Genomic DNA, 15,473 nt, shown 5'->3' with positions numbered 1-15,473 from the left:
GATGTACTTCGCCGAGCTGACCTCCCCCGAAGTCGACGCCCTGCGGGCCGGCCCGCGCAAGCCGGTGCTGCTCCTGCCGGTCGGCGCAGTGGAACCGCACGGCCCGCACGCGCCACTCGGCACCGACCCGCTGATCTCGCAGGGCATGTGCGAGCGCGCGGCCCGCCGCCTCCACGACGATCCGGAGGTGCGCGTGCTGATCCTGCCCGCGCTCCCCTACGGCGTGACGCAGTTCGCGCGCGGGTTCGCTGGCGGGGTGCACATCGCCGCAGAGACTCTGTTCGCGCTGGTCAGCGACGTGTGCCGGGCGCTGGCCGGGCAGGGCCTGCGCCGCGTGGTGATCGTGAACAACCACTTCGAACCCGAGCACGTGGCGACGCTGCGCCGCGCCGCCGAGTCGACCGGTGCCGCGTATCTCGACCTGGTGCGGCGGCGAAACGCGGAACGGCTCACCGACGAGTTCCGCAGCGGTTCGTGCCACGCCGGGCAGTACGAGACCTCGCTGGTGCTCGCCGACCGCCCGGACCTGGTCGACACCACGGCCATGCGCGCACTGCCCGCGGTACCCGTCGACCTGCCCTCGGCGATGCGTGCCGGGCAGTCCGATTTCCGGGACATGGGAATGAGCGCGGCCTACTGCGGCGCCCCGGCCGAAGCGACCGCCGAAGAAGGCGCGGAAACCTTCGAAACCCTGACCACCATGCTCGTCGAAACCATTCGCGCGACCGCGACGGGGGCGTGCTGATGTACTCGAACATCACCTCGTACTTCCTGGACCGCAACGAAGGTTCGCGCACGGCGTTGATCACGCCGGAACGAACGGTCACCTACGCCGAACTCATCGCACTGAGCAATCGTGCCGGAAACGCGCTGCACCAACTCGGGGTCCGCAGTGGACAAAGAGTGCTGCTGGCGTTGAACGACGGCGTCGACTTCGTCGCCGTGTGGTACGGCGCGCAGAAGATCGGCGCGGTCACCGCCGAGGTCTACACCTTCCTGCAGCCGAAGGACTACGAGTACTTCCTGAACTACACCGAGGCGCTCGCGGTGATCGCCGACGCCACCACGCTGGGTCCGCTGCGCGAGGCGGGCGCGCGGAACCTCGTGGTCGCCGGGGTCGACGAGAGCGAACTGCGGCCGGGCGAGCATTCGTTGAGCGCGCTGCTGGCCGAGGCCGCCGACCAGCTCGATCCGGTCGAAGGCCCGGACGACGAGGTGGCGATCTGGAAGTTCACCACCGGCAGCACCGGCGCGCCCAAGGCGTGCACCCACACCCGCCGCAGCCCGATCCGCAGTTTCGAGCTGTACGCCAAGGAAATCCTCGGCATCAACGCCGATGACAAGGTGCTCGGCGTGCCGAAGCTGTTCTTCGGGTACGCCCGCGACCTGGTCGCGATGTTCCCGTTCGGGGTCGGCGGCTCCGGCATCGCGTTCCCGGAGCGCACCACGCCCGAGCTGCTGTTCCACCTGATCGCCGAGCACCGGCCGACGATCCTGGTCAACGTGCCGACGATGATGAGCGCGATGCTGGCCCACCCGGCCGCCGCCGAGCAGGATCTCAGCTGCCTGCGGTTGTGCACGTCGGCCGGCGAAGCATTGCCAGCCGAGGTGCACCGGAAATGGGATGAGACCTTCGGCGTCGAGGTCGTCGACGGAATCGGTTCCTCCGAGGCGTACCACATCTTTTTGTCGAACAGACCGGGCGCGGCCAAACGCGGCAGTCTGGGCCGGGAAGTACCCGGCTATTCGGCACGTGTCATCGACGAATCGGGGGCGGTGCTGCCGGATGGGGAAATCGGCACCCTCGAAGTGACCGGCCCGACGATCGCCGGGGAATACTGGGGAGACGCCGAGAAATCGGCACGCACCTTCGACGGCGAAACCCTGCGCTCCGGCGACCTGTTCAGCCGCGACGCCGAGGGCTTCTTCACCCACCACGGCCGCGCCGACGACCTCCTCAAGATCGGCGGCATCTTCGTCGCGCCGAGCGAAATCGAGAACTGCCTGCTGGGCCACGCGGACGTGGTCGAATGCGCGGCACTCGGTTACGAACAGGACGGGCTCGCCCGGGTACGCGCGTTCGTGGTGCGGAGCGGGACCGTCACCGAGGACGAGCTACGTGAGTACGCGCGTGCGCGCCTGGCCGGGCACAAGTACCCGCGGGAGATCGTGTTCGTGGACACCCTGCCGCGCACGGCCAACGGCAAGCTCGACCGCCGCGCGCTGCGAACGGAGGACCGATGAGCAGACTCGTGGTGGTCACCGGCGGCACGCGCGGCATCGGCGCCGCCATCGCCGCGCGGTTCACCGACGCCGGCGACCAGGTCGTCGCGCCGGGTCGCGCCGACTGCGACGTGACCGACGAAGCCGCAGTGACCGCCTTCTTCGACGACCTCGGCCCGGTCGACGTGCTGGTCAACAACGCCGGCATCTCGACGAGCGCGCCGCTGGCCCGCACTTCGCTGGCGGACTGGCGAGCACAGCACGAGGTCAACGCGACCGGCGCGTTTCTCTGCACGCGGGCTGTGCTGCCGAGCATGCGCGAGCGCGACTCCGGCCGGATTGTCACCGTGGCCTCGACCGCCGGGCACGTGGGTTACCGCTACACCGCCGGGTACACCGCGTCCAAGCACGCCGCGGTGGGCCTGACCAGGGCGGTCGCCGCCGAGGTCGCGGGCACCGGGGTCACCTCGAACGCGGTCTGCCCGGCTTTCGTGCGCACTGATATGACGCGTACCTCGATCGAGCGAATCAGTGGCTCGACCGGGCGTGACGCGGTGCAGGCCGAAGCGGCGCTGGCCGCCGCGTCCCCAGTCGGGCGCCTGCTCGAACCCGAGGAGGTGGCCCACGCGGTCGCCTTCCTCGCCGCACCCGAGGCCGCCGCGGTCAACGGGCAGACCATCGTTCTCGACGGAGGTGGGATCCAGCTATGAGCCCGTTCCGCGCTTCGCCCGGCTTCACCGGGCAGTGGGCGCATTTCGACTTCGAGGTGGCCGACGGCGTGGCCACCATCACGCTGAACCGGCCGGAGAAGCTCAACGCGCTGACCTTCGACGTCTACGCCGACCTGCGCGACCTGCTCGCCGAACTGCCGCACCGCGGTGACGCGAAGGTGCTGGTGATCGCCGGTCAGGGACGCGGCTTCTGCTCGGGTGGAGACGTCGAGGAGATCATCGGCGAGCTGCAGAAGTTCGACACCGCGCAGCTGCTGGAGTTCACCCGGATGACTGGCGCGGTGGTGAAGGCGCTGCGCGAGTGCCCACTCCCCGTGATCGCCTCGATCAACGGGATCGCCGCGGGCGCCGGTTCGGTGATCGCGCTGGCCAGCGACTTCCGGCTGATGGCGCGCTCGGCGGCGTTCGCCTTCCTGTTCACCAAGGTCGGACTGGCCGGGGCGGACATGGGCTCGGCCTACCTGCTGCCGCGCGTGGTCGGGCTCGGGCGCGCGACCGAGTTGCTGATGCTCGGTGACAAGCTCCGCGCTGAGAAGGCCGAACAGATCGGCCTCGCGTCGCGGGTGGTCGACGACGAGGAGCTGCCGACCGCGACCGCCGAGCTGGCCAGACGCCTGGCCGACGGTCCCGCACTGGCGTACTCGACCACGAAGGTGCTGCTCACCAGGGAACTGGACATGGACCTCGGCAGCTCGATCGAGCTGGAGGCGATGACCCAGGCGTTGCTGATGACCAGCAAGGACCACGGCGAGTTCTACCGCGCGTGGACGGCGGGAAGGAGTCCGCAGTGGACGGGTCGGTGAGCACGCACCGGATTGTGGTGGCGCCGGAACTGGCGGAGCCGGTCGGCTTCGCGCACGCGGTCGTGGCCACGCCCGGGCGCACGGTGTACCTCGGTGGGCAGACCGCGCAAGGTCGCGACGGCGAGATCGTCGGCGACACGATCGTGGAGCAGTTCGACGTGGCCGCCGGGAACGTCGCCGCGGCGTTGCGCGCGGCTGGCGGTCAGCCCTCCGACCTGGTGTCCCTGCTGTTCTACGTGACCGACGTGCCCGCCTACCGGGCGGCGTTGAAGGAACTGGCGCCGCTGTACCGCAAGCACTTCGGGCGGCACTATCCGGCGATCGCGCTACTCGGCGTGGCCGAGCTGTTCGACCCGGCGGCGAAGCTCGAACTGGTCGGCACGGCGGTGATCGCCGATGGGTGACCTGCTCACCCGCGCCGAACAGGTCGGCGAGGAACTGCGCACGCTGGCTCGCGAGGACGGCCGGATCAACCGGCCCCTCGTGCGCGCGCTGGCCGAGCACGGCCTGCTGGACCTGGTGTTCGTGCGCGATCGTGCGGGCTACCGGCCGGTGACCGCGATGGTGCTGTGCCTGCTGCGCGAGGGTTTGGCTCGGCACTGCACCGAGGCGGAGACCGCGTTCGCGGTGCAGGGGCTGGGGTCGTACCCGATCCTGTCGACGGGCAGGCCAGAGGTGGTCGACGAGTGGATTCCGCGGGTTGCCGCTGGTGAGGCCGTCGCCGCGTTCGCGCTGACCGAGCCGGGCGCCGGGTCCGACGTCGCCTCGCTGTCACTGCGCGCGACCCCGGACGGCAACGGCTACCGCCTCAACGGCGAGAAGGTCTACATCTCCAACGCACCGGACGCCGACATCTATTCGGTGTTCGCGCGAACCGGCGACGCGGGGGCGCGCGGCATCACGGCCTTCTGCGTGCCGGGCTCGTCCCCCGGGCTGAGCGGGGAGTCGATCCCGCTGGTGTCGCCGCACCCGATCGGGCGACTCGTCTTCGACAACGTCTTCGTGCCGCGGACCCACGTGCTCGGGGAAGTGGGTCGAGGCATGCGCGTGGCGATGGGCACGCTGAACCTGTTCCGGCCCAGTGTCGGCGCCTTCGCGGTGGGCATGGGCCAGGCCGCACTCGACGCGGCTGTGGCCTATGCCGGTGCCAGGGAGGCCTTCGGGAAGCGACTGCACGACTTCCAGGCGGTGTCCCACTCGCTGGCTGAGGTCGCGACCAGACTCAAGGCCGCCCGCCTCCTGGTGCACGACGCGGCCGCCGCCTACGACGAGGGCCGGTCCGAGGTCGCGTCGGCGGCCGCGATGGCGAAGCTGTTCGCCACCGAGACCGCGCAGCACGCGGTCGACACCGCGATCCAGGTCCACGGCGCCCGCGCCCTCGAGCGCGGGCACCTGCTCGAACACCTCTACCGCGAGGTGCGCGCACCCCGCATCTACGAGGGCGCTTCCGAGGTGCAGCGCGAGATCATCGCGCGCGGGTTGTTCCCAGTGCGGCGGTGACGTCCAGCTCGACGAGCTGATCGGGGTAGCCGAGCACGGTCACCCCGGTCAGGGTGCTCGCGGTGCTGAAGGCCTCGGCCAGGGCGGAGGCGTTGAGCCGGTCCCAGACCGCGGACAGCTCGTCGGCCGAGGTCGTGGCCACGTAGATCACGGTGCGGACCACGTCGGCCGGGGACGCGCCGGCGGACTCGAGTGCGGTGAGCGTGTTCGCCACGACCTGGTCGACCTGCGCGAGAAGGCCGCCCTCGACGGTGGCGCCCTCGGCGTCGAGCGGGCACTGCCCGGCGAGGAAAACGAGCTGCGCGGGTTCGGTGATGGTCACGTGGTGGTAGCCGGGCGGGACGTGCAGGGCAGGGGGATTTGTCCGGAGGATGCTCACCTGCCCGTTCTTACCCGAGGGAGTCGATCACCGCCAACGTGATTTCCTGGGTGCTCGCCTTGCCCCCGAGGTCGCGGGGCAGCAGGCCGGCCGCGGTGGTCGCCTCGATCGCGCGGTCCAGGCGCGCCGCTTCGTCGGGCAGGCCGAGGTGGTCGAGCATCAGCGCCGCGCTGCCGATGGCGCCGATCGGGTTCGCGATCCCCTGGCCCGCGATGTCCGGGGCCGAGCCGTGCACCGGCTCGAACATGCTCGGGAAGCGGCGCTCCGGGTTCAGGTTCGCGCTGGTCGCCAGGCCGAGGCTGCCGGCGAGCGCGCTGCCGAGGTCGGACAGGATGTCGGCGTGCAGGTTGGAGGCGACCACCACCGACAGGTCCTCCGGCCGCAGCACGAACCGCGCGGCCATGGCGTCGACCAGGCAGCTCTCGCTCTCGACAGTCGAATATTCGGCTGCGACGCGGCGGAACACGTCGTCCCACAGCACCATGCCGAACTGCTGCGCGTTGCTCTTCGTCACGCTGGTCACGTGCTTGCGCTCGCGGGTGGCGGCCAGCTCGAAGGCGAACCGGATGATCCGCTCGCAGCCCACCTCGGTGAACAACGAGGACTGGATCGCGACCTCGTTGCCGGGTCCGCGCGCGGCGAGGTTGCGCCCGCCGAGCCCGGCGTACTCGCCTTCACTGTTCTCCCGGACCACGACCCAGTCCAGCGGCACCTCGTCGGCCTTGCGCAGCGGGCTGGTCACCCCCGGCAGGAAGCGCACCGGCCGCACGTTCGCCCACTGGTCGAAGCCCTGGCAGACGGCCAGGCGCAGGCCCCACAGGCTGATGTGGTCGGGTACCGACGGCCAGCCGACCGCGCCGAAGTACACCGCGTCGAAGTCCTTGAGCTGGTCGAGCCCGTCCTCGGCCATCATCCGGCCGGTGCGGTGGTAGTAGTCGCAGCCCCAGTCGAATTCCGCCCAGTCGAAGGTGAAGTCCCGACCGGAGGCGAGCGCGTCCAGCACCTCACGACCGGCGGCGACCACCTCGCGGCCGACACCGTCGGCGGGGATGGCGGCGATGCGGAAGGTCTTCATGCCGCCATCAAACAAGCGCGCGGCCGCCACCGTCCAAGACCGATCGATGATCCACTTGGTAGGGCTGGCCTATCTATCCGCGCTCCTCGTCGAGTGCCGTCGCGACGAAGTCGTGCGCTCCCGGGGTGAGGCGGCCCCGCCGGTGGACCAGCGAGATCCGCAGACTCGACGGCGGGTCGAGGTCGAGCACCCGCGCCCCGGCCCGGCGCGCGATCCACGCCCACGACTGCGTCATCACCGCCACGCCGACGCCGTTGAGCACCAGCGGCAGGATCGCCTCGCGGTGCGCGGTCTCCACCACGATCCGCAGGTCGACGCCCGCGGCCTGGATCTCGTCGACCACGTGGCGCATGCGGTTGCCCAGCGGCGCGGCGATCACCTTCGCCCCGGCCAGCTCCTCCCGGCGCACGCAGCCGTCACTGCCCAGCTCCGAACCCGGCGGCGCGACCAGCACGAACGGCTGCTGCTCCACCCGGTGCACGCGGACGCCCGGCATCGCCACGTCGTCGGCGGCACCGAGCAGGCCGACCTCCGCCTTGCCGCCGCGCACCGCGTCGACCACCGACTGCGGGGTGAAGCAGGCCTGGATCACCACCAGCACGCCGGGGTGCCGCTGGTGGAACCGGGTGATCATGGCGCTGAGCGGCTCGACCGACTGCGACGGCATCGACGCCACCTCCACCCGCCCGGTCCGCAGGCCGGCCACCGAGCGCACGGTCGACCTGGTGGTGTCCAGGTCGCGGAGCACCTGGCGGGCGGGTTCGATCAGCGCGTGCCCGGCTTCGGTGAGCACCGCCCGCCTGCCGATCCGGTGGAACAGCTCCACCCCGAGGTCGCGCTCGAGGGTGCGGATCGCCTGCGAGAGCGAGGGCTGGGCCAGGTGCAGCCGTTCGGCGGCGCGGTTGAAGCCCTGTTCGTCGACGATCGCGAGGAAATAGCGCAACTGCCGTGCGTCCATCCGGCCTCCTGCCGCTCAGGGCCCTCATCCTGATAGGTCCTGCCTACCACCCTGGTAGCGAAGTGGTCTTGGACACACCCCGGCGGCCGCCCTTCAATATCCGGCATGGCAACGAAGCCGTCGGTCACCGACGTCGAAGACGTCCTGCTCAGGGCCAATCGTGAGAGCCTCGGCTCGGAACGCCTCTCCGCCGGTGAGGAGCGTTTCGAACGACGGCGGAAGACCACCGGGCTGTGGCTGGCACCGCTGGTCACCGTGGTCTTCCTGCTCCTGCCGCTGGATCTGGCGGGCAACCAGCAGACCCTCGCCGGGATCCTGCTCGGCGTGGTCGTGCTCTGGGTGTGCGAGCCGCTCCCCCTGCCGGTCTCGGGGTTCATCGGCATCGCCGCCACCGTGCTGCTGGGCGTGGCACCGGTGGACGACGTGCTGGAACCGTTCGGCTCGTCGACCATCTTCACCTTCATCGGCGCGTTCGTGATCGCGCAGGCGATGCTGAAGCACGGCGTGGCCAGGCGGTTCGCCTTCCGGGTGCTGTCGCTGCCCGGGGTCGGCAGCTCGACCACGCGGATCATCCTCGCCTTCGGCGCGATCACCTGCCTGCTCTCGGCGTTCGTCTCGAACACCGCGACGGTGGCCATGCTGCTGCCGACCGCGCTGGGCATCCTGACCGTGATCGCGAAGCTGATGCAGGACCGCGGCGTGGTGGCGAGCGACTTCGACCCGCGACGGCTGCGCGTGGGCACGGCCCTGATGCTGATGCTCGCCTACGGAGCCAGCGTCGGCGGCCTGCTCACCCCGGTCGGCTCGCCGCCGAACCTGATCGGGCGCGCCCAGATCGAGGAGGCCACCGGCATCCGGATCTCCTTCCTCCAGTGGGTCATCTCCGCGCTGCCGCTCTGCCTGCTGATGTTCGTCGTGCTCGGGGTCGTGCTCCTGCTGCTGAACCGGCCGGAGATCCGCCGCATCGAGGGCGTGCGCGAGTACGTCGCCGAGGAGCGGGCGAAGATGGGGCCGCTGTCGCGTTCGGAGAAGAACACGCTGGTCGCCTTCGCGTTCACGGTGACGCTGTGGATCGTGCCGGCGATCGTCGGCCTGGCCGCGGGCAACGACTCGGCGTTGTCGAAGACCGTCAGCGACCGCCTCGACGAGGGAGTGGTCGCGGTCCTGGGCGCGTCGCTGCTGTTCCTGCTTCCCGTGGAGTGGAAGCGCCGGAGGTTCACGCTGACCTGGTCGGACGCCGCGCGCATCGACTGGGGCACGATCATGCTGTTCGGCGCGGGCATCATCTTCGGTTCGCTGCTCGCCGCGACCGGGCTGGCGAAGACCATCGGTGAGTCCACGTCGAGCACGCTGGGCCTGGCCAGTTCACTGCCGATCACGCTGTTCGCGGTGCTGCTGGCGATCCTGATCTCGGAGGCGACGAGCAACACCGCGGCCGCCTCGGTGGTGGTGCCGATCATCATCCCGATCGCGGCGGCCGCCGGGATCGATCCGCTGATGCCCGCGCTGGCCGCGACCTTCGGCGCCTCGTTCGGCTTCATGCTGCCGGTCGCGACCCCGCAGAACGCGATCGTCTACGGGTCGGGCACGGTGCCGATCACGCGGATGATCCGGTCCGGCATCACCTTCGACGTCTGCGGCGCGATCCTGATCGTGGCCGCGCTGCCGCTGACAGCCGCCCTCGCCGGGCTCACCTGAGTTAGCCTCGGCCCATGGGGCCTGTTGACCAACGCACCATCGACTGGAACGACGGCGCGGTGGTCATCGTCGACCAGTGCGCGCTGCCCGGTGCGCACCGGAAGCTGCGACTCGAGACCGTCACCGAGCTGATCGACGCGATCCAGCGGCTGGCGATCCGGGGCGCGCCGGCGCTGGGTGCGGCCGGTGCGCTCGGGGTCGCGCTCGCGGCTCGGCGTCACGAGCACGCTTCCGACGTCGAGCGCGAGGCCGAGCGGCTGGCCCAGGCGCGGCCGACGGCGGTCAACCTGGCGTGGGGTGTGCGGCGGGCGCTGGCGAAGTTGCCCTCGGGAGCAAGCGCCGTGCTCGACGAGGCGCTTTCACTGCTCGACGAGGACGAGAAGCTGTGCCGCCAAGCGTCCGGGCACGCTGCCGAGCTGATCCTGCGCGAATGCGCCCGGCGGCCGCTGCGCCTGCTCACCCACTGCAACGCGGGCCGGCTCGCGACCGTCAGCTGGGGCACCGCGCTCGGCGTGGTCTGGCACCTCCACGCGGCAGGTCAGGTCGAGTACGTGCTGGTCGACGAGACGCGGCCCTTGCTTCAGGGTGCGCGGCTGACCGCGTGGGAACTGGCCGAGGTCGGGGTGCCGTACCGCGTGCTGCCGGACGTCGCGGCGGCGTCGGCGATCGCGCGCGGCCTGGTCGACTGCGTGGTCGTCGGCGCGGACCGCATCGCGGCGAACGGCGACGTGGCCAACAAGGTCGGCACCTACGGTCTCGCGCTGGCCGCCGCCCGCCACCGGATCCCGTTCGTGGTGGTGGCGCCGTCGTCGACGGTGGACGCGGCGACCCCGAGTGGCGAGCTGATCGAGATCGAGGAGCGCGCCGCCGACGAGGTGACCACCTGGGGCGGGGTCCGGACCGCGCCGGCCGGCGCCCCGGTGTTCAACCCGGCCTTCGACGTGACCCCGGCCGAACTGGTCACCGCGGTGGTCACCGAGCACGGTCCCGGATGACCTCCATCGCCCGGTACAGCTCCTCGAACCCGGTGGTCAGCGGCGAGAGCCCGAGCCGGATGCCGTCGGGTGCGCGGAAGTCGATGAGCACCCCGGCCTCGATGAGCGCGGCCGACAGCTCGCGCGCGTCGGCACGCCGGATCGTCACGTGACCACCGCGGATCGCCGGGTCGCGAGGTGAGCCGAGTGCGAAGCCGAGGGGCGCGAGCATCTCGTCGAAGAGTTCGACGGCGAACTCGGTGAGCGCCATCGCCTTGTCCCTGATCCGCGGCATGCCGGCCTCGGCGATCAGCTCGACCCCGGCCTCCACGCCCGCCAGCCCGACCACCGGCGGCGTGCCCGAGAGCAGGCGCCGAACCCCGTCCGCCGGTTCGTAGCCGGGCCCCATCTCGAACAGGTCCTTCCGGCCGAACCAGCCCCAGATCGGCTGGCGCACCTGTTCGGCCAGGTCGCGGCGCACGTACGCGAACGCCGGGGAGCCCGGTCCGCCGCAGAGGAACTTGTAGGTGCAGCCGACCGCGAAGTCCACCTCGTCGGCATCGAGGGTCAACGGGATCGAGCCCGCGCTGTGGCAGAGGTCCCAGACGACCAGCGCCCCGGCGTCGTGGGCGAGGCGGGTGATCGCGGGCAGGTCGGCGATCTGGGCCGACCAGTAGTCGACCTGGCTCAGCGTCACGACCGCGGTTTCCGGCCCGATCGCCTCGGCGAGCTGGTCCACCGTCGGCCCGCTCTCGAGTGGAGCTTCCACCCAGCGGATGCGGCAGCCGAGTTCCTCGGCGATGCCCTCGACCAGGTAGCGATCGGTCGGGAAGTTGTGCCGGTCGGTCACGATCTCGTGCCGGCCGGGCCGCAGGGCCAGTGCCGCACGCAGCAGCTTGTACAGCCACACCGAGGTCGACTCGCCGAGCACCACCTGACCGGGCGCGGCGCCCAGCACCACCTCGCCGAGCCGGTCGCCGAGGCGGGTGGGCAGGTCCGTCCAGCCGTCCGACCAGCCGCGGATCAGGCGGCCGCCCCAGTCCTCGCGGACCAGCGCCTCGAGCCGGTCGAGCGCCGCGCGCGGCGGCCTGCCCAGCGAGTTGCCGTCGAGGTAGGCCACCAGTTTCTCGTCGGCGGGCAGGAAGCGGTCCCGGAAGGGGTAGAGCGGGTCGGCCTGGTCGAGTTCGCGCGCGTGCTGCAGGGTCACCGGCCCACCATAATTCCGTCGCCGGGGCTGCCGCCGTAGTCTACCGTCCGCGCATGCCGATCTTTCCCGGGGCCGCGACCGAGGCGCAGTTCGAAGCGCTCACCGAAGAGCAGTTGCGGCCCGGGGTGACCGCCTTGCTGGCCGAGCTGGACATGGCCGACCAGCGGGTCGAGCGTTTCGAGGACGGGTCGCTGCCGGTCTACGCGGTCGGCGACGAGCTGGTGCTCAAGCTGTTCCCGCCGGTGCACCTGGACGAGGTCGCCACCGAAGCCGGGGTGCTGCGCGCCCTCGACGGCAAGCTCCCGATCCCGACTCCGCACCTCGCCCGGACCGGCGAGGTCGACGGCTGGGGGTACGTGCTGATGAGCCGCCTCACCGGCGAGTCGCTCAGCAGCGTGTGGGGACAGCTCACCGGCGAGGACAAGGACGCGCTGGCCCAGCGGCTAGGCGAGGCGCTCGCCGCGCTGCACCGGACTCCGGCTCCGGACCTGGGCCCGGCCGACTGGTCCGATTTCATCGCGACCCAGCGCGCGAACGCCGTCGAGCGCCAGCGGTCGGCCGGACTGGCAGAGGAGTGGCTGGAGCAGATCCCGGCCTTCCTCGCCGAGGTCGAACTCGGCACTCCGGAGCCGGTGCTCCTGCACACCGAGTTCATGCGGGACCACCTCCTGGTCCAGCGTGGGCCCGGGGGGTGGGCGCTGAGCGGAATATTCGATTTCGAACCCGCCATGCGAGGCGCGCCGGAGTACGACCTGGTCGGGGTGGGGGTGTTCGTCGCGGGTGGTGACCTGGCGTTCTTCCGCCGGTTGCTGCTGGCCTACGGCTACACCCCCGAGCAGCTGGACACCGACTTCGCGCGCCGGTGCCTGGCGTACACGCTGCTGCACGTCTACAGCAACCTGCCCTGGTACCTGAAGGTCATGCCGGAGCCGGCACGTCCGACGCTGGACGCACTGGCCCAGCGCTGGTTCGGCGCCTGACCAGGCACGACCTGGCCTCCCGACCTGACCTCCCGACCTGACCGCGCAACCTAGCCTCCCGCCCCGGCCGCAGCCTCCAAGGCTGCCCCACCGGCGGCTCCGGCCGCAGCCCCGGACTCAGACTCCGACGCTGACCCAAGGGCGGCTTCGGCCGCGCGGTGTCAAGCACGCTCCTCCGGCAACGCCCGCCGCAGGACTTCGGCCAGGTGCACGGCTTCCCGGCCCGACTCCTGCGCGATCTGCGTCCGGCAGCTGAAGCCGTCCGAGATGACCAGCGTGCCGGCGTCCGTCTCCCGCAGGGCGGGCAGCAGCCGGTCCTCGGCGCACGCCACCGAGACCTCGTAGTGCCCGCGTTCGAACCCGAAGTTCCCGGCCAGCCCGCAGCACCCCGAGTCCAGGGTCGAGTTCCGCACCCCCGCCCCGGCGAGCACGCGCTCGTCGGCGTCGAAGCCGAGCACCGCGTGCTGGTGGCAGTGCACCTGGCTGACCGCGGGCACGTCCAGTGAGCGGAACTCCAGCGAGGAGTCCGCCACCAGCTCGGCGAGTGTCCGCGTCCGCGAGCTCAGGACCGCGGCGAGCGGGTCGTCCGGCAGCAGCGCCTGGAGGTCACCACGGAACAGCGCAGTGCAGCTCGGCTCCGCCCCGGCCACCAGGTACCCGGCGTCGAGATAGGGCTTGAGTACCGACAGCGTGCGCCGCAGCACCTTCCGGGCCACGCCCAGCTGCCCGGTCGACACCCAGGTCAGGCCGCAGCAGACCTCCTTGCTCGGGACCACGACCCGGTACCCGGCCGCGGTGAGGACCTCGGCCGCGGCTTCGAGCACGTGCGGGGTGAAGTAGTTGTTGAACGAGTCCGGCCAGAGCACCACACCACGCCCTGCCCCGGACCTCACCGGCGTCCTGGTGAACGGACGCGCGAACGTCGGCAGGTCGCGTTCCGGCGCGATGCCGCCGAGTCGCTTCAGCAACCGAGCCAGCCGCGGGCGCTTCACCACCGAGTTCGCCAGCCGGGGCGCGAGTCCGGCGAAGCGCAGCCAGAGCGGCAGCCAGCCCATCGAGTAGTGCGCTGCCGGGCGCAGCCGCCGACGGTAGTGCTGGTAGTAGAACTCCGCCTTGTAGGTCGCCATGTCGACATCCACTGGGCAGTCCGACAGGCACCCCTTGCACGAAAGGCACAGGTCCAGCGCCTCCCGCACCTCCTCGGACCGCCAGCCGTCCCGGATCACCTCGCCGTTGATCATCTCCGCGAGCAGGCGAGCGCGACCTCGCGTCGAATGCTTCTCGTCGAGGGTCGCGCGGTAGCTCGGGCACATCACCCCGCCGCCCTCGGTGTTGCGGCACTTCGCCACCCCGACGCACCGGCGCACCGCCTGCCCGAAGCTCCCGCGGTCCTCCGGATACCCGAGGAAGGTCACCGAGTCGATCGACGGCGGCGCCGTCCGCACCCGGATGTCGGCGTCGAGCGCGCGGGGTTCGACGAGCACCCCCGGGTTCATCCGGCCGCCCGGATCGAATATTCCCTTGAACCGACCGAACAGCGCGATCATCTCGGGGCTGTACATCCGCGACAGCAGTTCCGAGCGGGCCTGCCCGTCCCCGTGCTCACCGGAGAGCGAGCCGCCGTGCGCGGCGACCAGGTCCGCCGCCTCCTCCAGGAACTTCCGGAAGCCCGCGAGGCCCGGCCTGGACAGCATGTCGAAGTCCAGCCGCATGTGCAGGCAGCCCTCGCCGTAGTGCCCGTACACCACGCTCTTGCGACCGTGCTCGGCCATCAACTGCTTGAACTCGCGCAGGTAGGCGCCAAGGCGTTCCGGCGGAACCGCAGCGTCCTCCCAACCGGGCCACGCCTCCGAACCGTCCGCCAGCCGCGTCGCCAGTCCGGCGCCCTCCTCCCGGATGCGCCACAACTGCCGCTGCGCCTTCGGTTCGGTGAGCACCACGTGCCCGGTGAGCTGCGCGGCAAGGTCCCTGGTCAGCGCCCGCGCACGAGCCAGCGCCTGCTGCTGCGTGTCCGCGCCTAGTTCGACGTACAGCCACGCCCCGCCGCGCGGCAAATCCGTGCCCCGCGAGGAATCCAGCAGCGACACGAGTTCCGCGTCCACTCCTTCGACGGTGAGCGGCGACCACGGCAGGATCGACGGCACCGCGTCGGCCGCCGCGATGTCCGACTCGAAGCCGAGCACGGCGAGCACGCGTTCCCTGGGCAACTCGGCCAGTGCCAACTCCGCGCCGAGCACCGTCACGCAGGTGCCCTCGCTGCCGACGAGCGCCTTCGCCAGGTTCGTTCCGTTCTCCGGCAGGAGGTGCTCCAGCCCGTACCCGGAAACCCGGCGGGACCACGGCGAAAGCTCGGTGCGCAGCAGGGAAAGGTGGTCGCGCACCAGCGTCCGCAGCTCCGGTGGCACGCCGACGTCCGGGCCCACGGTCAGCCGCGTGCCGTCGTAGAGGAGGACGTCCATGCTCCGCACGGCATCGACGGTCCGCCCCCAAGCCACCGAGTGCGACCCGCAGGCGTTGTTGCCGATCATGCCGCCGAGCGTGCACCGGCTGTGCGTGGACGGGTCCGGGCCGAACCGGAGTCGGTGCGGCGCGGCCGCCGCCTGCAACCGGTCGAGCACCACGCCCGGTTCCGCCCTCACTGTCCGGTTTTCCGGATCGATCTCCCCGAACCGGTTGCAGTAGCGGGAAAAGTCCAACACCACGCCCGGTCCGCACGAGTTGCCCGCGATGCTCGTCCCGCCCCCGCGCGCGACGATCGGCGCGCCGGCCGTCCGGCAGGCAGCGACGACTTCCTCGGTCTCCTCCGCCGACCGCGGCCACACCACCCCGACCGGTTCGTGCCGGTAGTTCGACGCATCCGTGCTGTACAACGCGAGAGTCGCCGCGTCGACGGCCACCCTCGAACCCAATTCCGCCCGCAACGCCGTCCGCAGCTCCCGCATCAC

14 protein-coding genes are annotated in these 15,473 nt (G+C 71.2%); 9 read left to right on the top strand and 5 right to left on the bottom strand.

Translation table 11 applies throughout. The features are described from left to right. The first annotated feature begins 1 nt into the window (after position 1). Genes JYK18_RS19780 through JYK18_RS19755 form a run of 6 tightly spaced genes read left to right on the top strand, consistent with a single transcriptional unit; the run spans position 2 to position 5,257 of the window. Positions 2-745, top strand: coding sequence for a creatininase family protein (locus JYK18_RS19780; protein ID WP_206803437.1), 744 nt, complete (start codon positions 2-4; stop codon positions 743-745). Beyond that, positions 745-2,244, top strand: a complete 1,500-nt coding sequence (locus JYK18_RS19775) for a benzoate-CoA ligase family protein (RefSeq protein ID WP_206803436.1) — start codon at positions 745-747, stop codon at positions 2,242-2,244. Before JYK18_RS19780 ends, JYK18_RS19775 begins: the two co-directional genes overlap by 1 nt. Beyond that, positions 2,241-2,933, top strand: a complete 693-nt coding sequence (locus JYK18_RS19770) for an SDR family NAD(P)-dependent oxidoreductase (protein WP_206803435.1) — start codon at positions 2,241-2,243, stop codon at positions 2,931-2,933. The genes JYK18_RS19775 and JYK18_RS19770 overlap by 4 nt, the downstream gene beginning before the upstream one ends. After that, on the top strand, positions 2,930-3,757 hold the full coding sequence (locus JYK18_RS19765; protein ID WP_206803434.1) for an enoyl-CoA hydratase family protein: 828 nt from the start codon (positions 2,930-2,932) through the stop codon (positions 3,755-3,757). Before JYK18_RS19770 ends, JYK18_RS19765 begins: the two co-directional genes overlap by 4 nt. After that, positions 3,742-4,161 (top strand): RidA family protein, encoded by a 420-nt coding sequence (locus JYK18_RS19760; RefSeq protein WP_206803433.1) that lies wholly within the window; start codon positions 3,742-3,744, stop codon positions 4,159-4,161. Before JYK18_RS19765 ends, JYK18_RS19760 begins: the two co-directional genes overlap by 16 nt. After that, complete coding sequence (locus JYK18_RS19755) at positions 4,154-5,257, top strand: acyl-CoA dehydrogenase family protein (RefSeq protein WP_206803432.1); 1,104 nt, start codon at positions 4,154-4,156, stop codon at positions 5,255-5,257. Before JYK18_RS19760 ends, JYK18_RS19755 begins: the two co-directional genes overlap by 8 nt. Here JYK18_RS19755 and JYK18_RS19750 read toward each other — a convergent pair. The 3 genes from JYK18_RS19750 to JYK18_RS19740 all read right to left on the bottom strand — a co-directional run bounded on the left by JYK18_RS19750 (position 5,223) and on the right by JYK18_RS19740 (position 7,669). Next, the gene (locus JYK18_RS19750) at positions 5,223-5,636 is read right to left on the bottom strand and encodes a RidA family protein (RefSeq protein ID WP_206803431.1); all 414 of its coding nucleotides are present in this window, start codon (positions 5,634-5,636) and stop codon (positions 5,223-5,225) included. The genes JYK18_RS19755 and JYK18_RS19750 overlap by 35 nt on opposite strands. Before the next feature lie 10 nt (positions 5,637-5,646). Beyond that, the gene (locus JYK18_RS19745) at positions 5,647-6,711 is read right to left on the bottom strand and encodes a tartrate dehydrogenase (protein ID WP_206803430.1); all 1,065 of its coding nucleotides are present in this window, start codon (positions 6,709-6,711) and stop codon (positions 5,647-5,649) included. Positions 6,712-6,784: 73 nt separating this feature from the next. Next, positions 6,785-7,669 carry a LysR family transcriptional regulator gene (locus JYK18_RS19740; RefSeq protein ID WP_206803429.1) on the bottom strand — a complete coding sequence of 295 codons (885 nt, stop codon included), beginning with the start codon at positions 7,667-7,669 and terminating at the stop codon, positions 6,785-6,787. 105 nt (positions 7,670-7,774) lie between these two features. On the opposite strand from JYK18_RS19740, the gene JYK18_RS19735 reads away from it, so the two are divergent. Together JYK18_RS19735 and mtnA are read left to right on the top strand one after the other, a co-directional pair. Next, positions 7,775-9,367, top strand: a complete 1,593-nt coding sequence (locus tag JYK18_RS19735; RefSeq protein WP_206803428.1) for a DASS family sodium-coupled anion symporter — start codon at positions 7,775-7,777, stop codon at positions 9,365-9,367. A gap of 14 nt (positions 9,368-9,381) precedes the next feature. After that, entirely contained in the window at positions 9,382-10,362 is a 981-nt protein-coding gene (gene mtnA / locus JYK18_RS19730) for an S-methyl-5-thioribose-1-phosphate isomerase (protein WP_206803427.1), read from the top strand. Here the strand turns inward: mtnA and JYK18_RS19725 are convergent. After that, positions 10,340-11,548 carry an aminotransferase class V-fold PLP-dependent enzyme gene (locus JYK18_RS19725; protein WP_206803426.1) on the bottom strand — a complete coding sequence of 403 codons (1,209 nt, stop codon included), beginning with the start codon at positions 11,546-11,548 and terminating at the stop codon, positions 10,340-10,342. The genes mtnA and JYK18_RS19725 overlap by 23 nt on opposite strands. Positions 11,549-11,601: 53 nt before the next feature. On the opposite strand from JYK18_RS19725, the gene JYK18_RS19720 reads away from it, so the two are divergent. Then, positions 11,602-12,528, top strand: a complete 927-nt coding sequence (locus JYK18_RS19720; protein WP_206803425.1) for a phosphotransferase family protein — start codon at positions 11,602-11,604, stop codon at positions 12,526-12,528. Positions 12,529-12,689: 161 nt separating this feature from the next. On the opposite strand, the gene JYK18_RS19715 is transcribed toward JYK18_RS19720, so the two are convergent. Next, the gene (locus tag JYK18_RS19715) at positions 12,690-15,470 is read right to left on the bottom strand and encodes an FAD-binding and (Fe-S)-binding domain-containing protein (RefSeq protein WP_206803424.1); all 2,781 of its coding nucleotides are present in this window, start codon (positions 15,468-15,470) and stop codon (positions 12,690-12,692) included. Between the last annotated feature and the right edge of the window lie 3 nt (positions 15,471-15,473).

Source organism: Amycolatopsis sp. 195334CR, from assembly GCF_017309385.1.
GTDB lineage: Bacteria > Actinomycetota > Actinomycetes > Mycobacteriales > Pseudonocardiaceae > Amycolatopsis.
This window is presented reverse-complemented; position numbering and strand designations above follow the sequence as displayed.

Excerpts from the sequence above, each read along its gene's own strand:
- JYK18_RS19780 (WP_206803437.1), top strand. The coding sequence starts at position 2 with ATGTACTTCGCCGAGCTGACCTCCCCCGAAGTCGACGCCCTGCGGGCC.
- JYK18_RS19775 (WP_206803436.1), top strand. The coding sequence starts at position 745 with ATGTACTCGAACATCACCTCGTACTTCCTGGACCGCAACGAAGGTTCG.
- JYK18_RS19770 (WP_206803435.1), top strand. The coding sequence starts at position 2,241 with ATGAGCAGACTCGTGGTGGTCACCGGCGGCACGCGCGGCATCGGCGCC.
- JYK18_RS19765 (WP_206803434.1), top strand. The coding sequence starts at position 2,930 with ATGAGCCCGTTCCGCGCTTCGCCCGGCTTCACCGGGCAGTGGGCGCAT.
- JYK18_RS19755 (WP_206803432.1), top strand. The coding sequence starts at position 4,154 with ATGGGTGACCTGCTCACCCGCGCCGAACAGGTCGGCGAGGAACTGCGC.
- JYK18_RS19745 (WP_206803430.1), bottom strand. The coding sequence starts at position 6,711 with ATGAAGACCTTCCGCATCGCCGCCATCCCCGCCGACGGTGTCGGCCGC.
- JYK18_RS19740 (WP_206803429.1), bottom strand. The coding sequence starts at position 7,669 with ATGGACGCACGGCAGTTGCGCTATTTCCTCGCGATCGTCGACGAACAG.
- JYK18_RS19735 (WP_206803428.1), top strand. The coding sequence starts at position 7,775 with ATGGCAACGAAGCCGTCGGTCACCGACGTCGAAGACGTCCTGCTCAGG.
- mtnA (WP_206803427.1), top strand. The coding sequence starts at position 9,382 with ATGGGGCCTGTTGACCAACGCACCATCGACTGGAACGACGGCGCGGTG.
- JYK18_RS19720 (WP_206803425.1), top strand. The coding sequence starts at position 11,602 with ATGCCGATCTTTCCCGGGGCCGCGACCGAGGCGCAGTTCGAAGCGCTC.
- JYK18_RS19715 (WP_206803424.1), bottom strand. The coding sequence starts at position 15,470 with ATGCGGGAGCTGCGGACGGCGTTGCGGGCGGAATTGGGTTCGAGGGTG.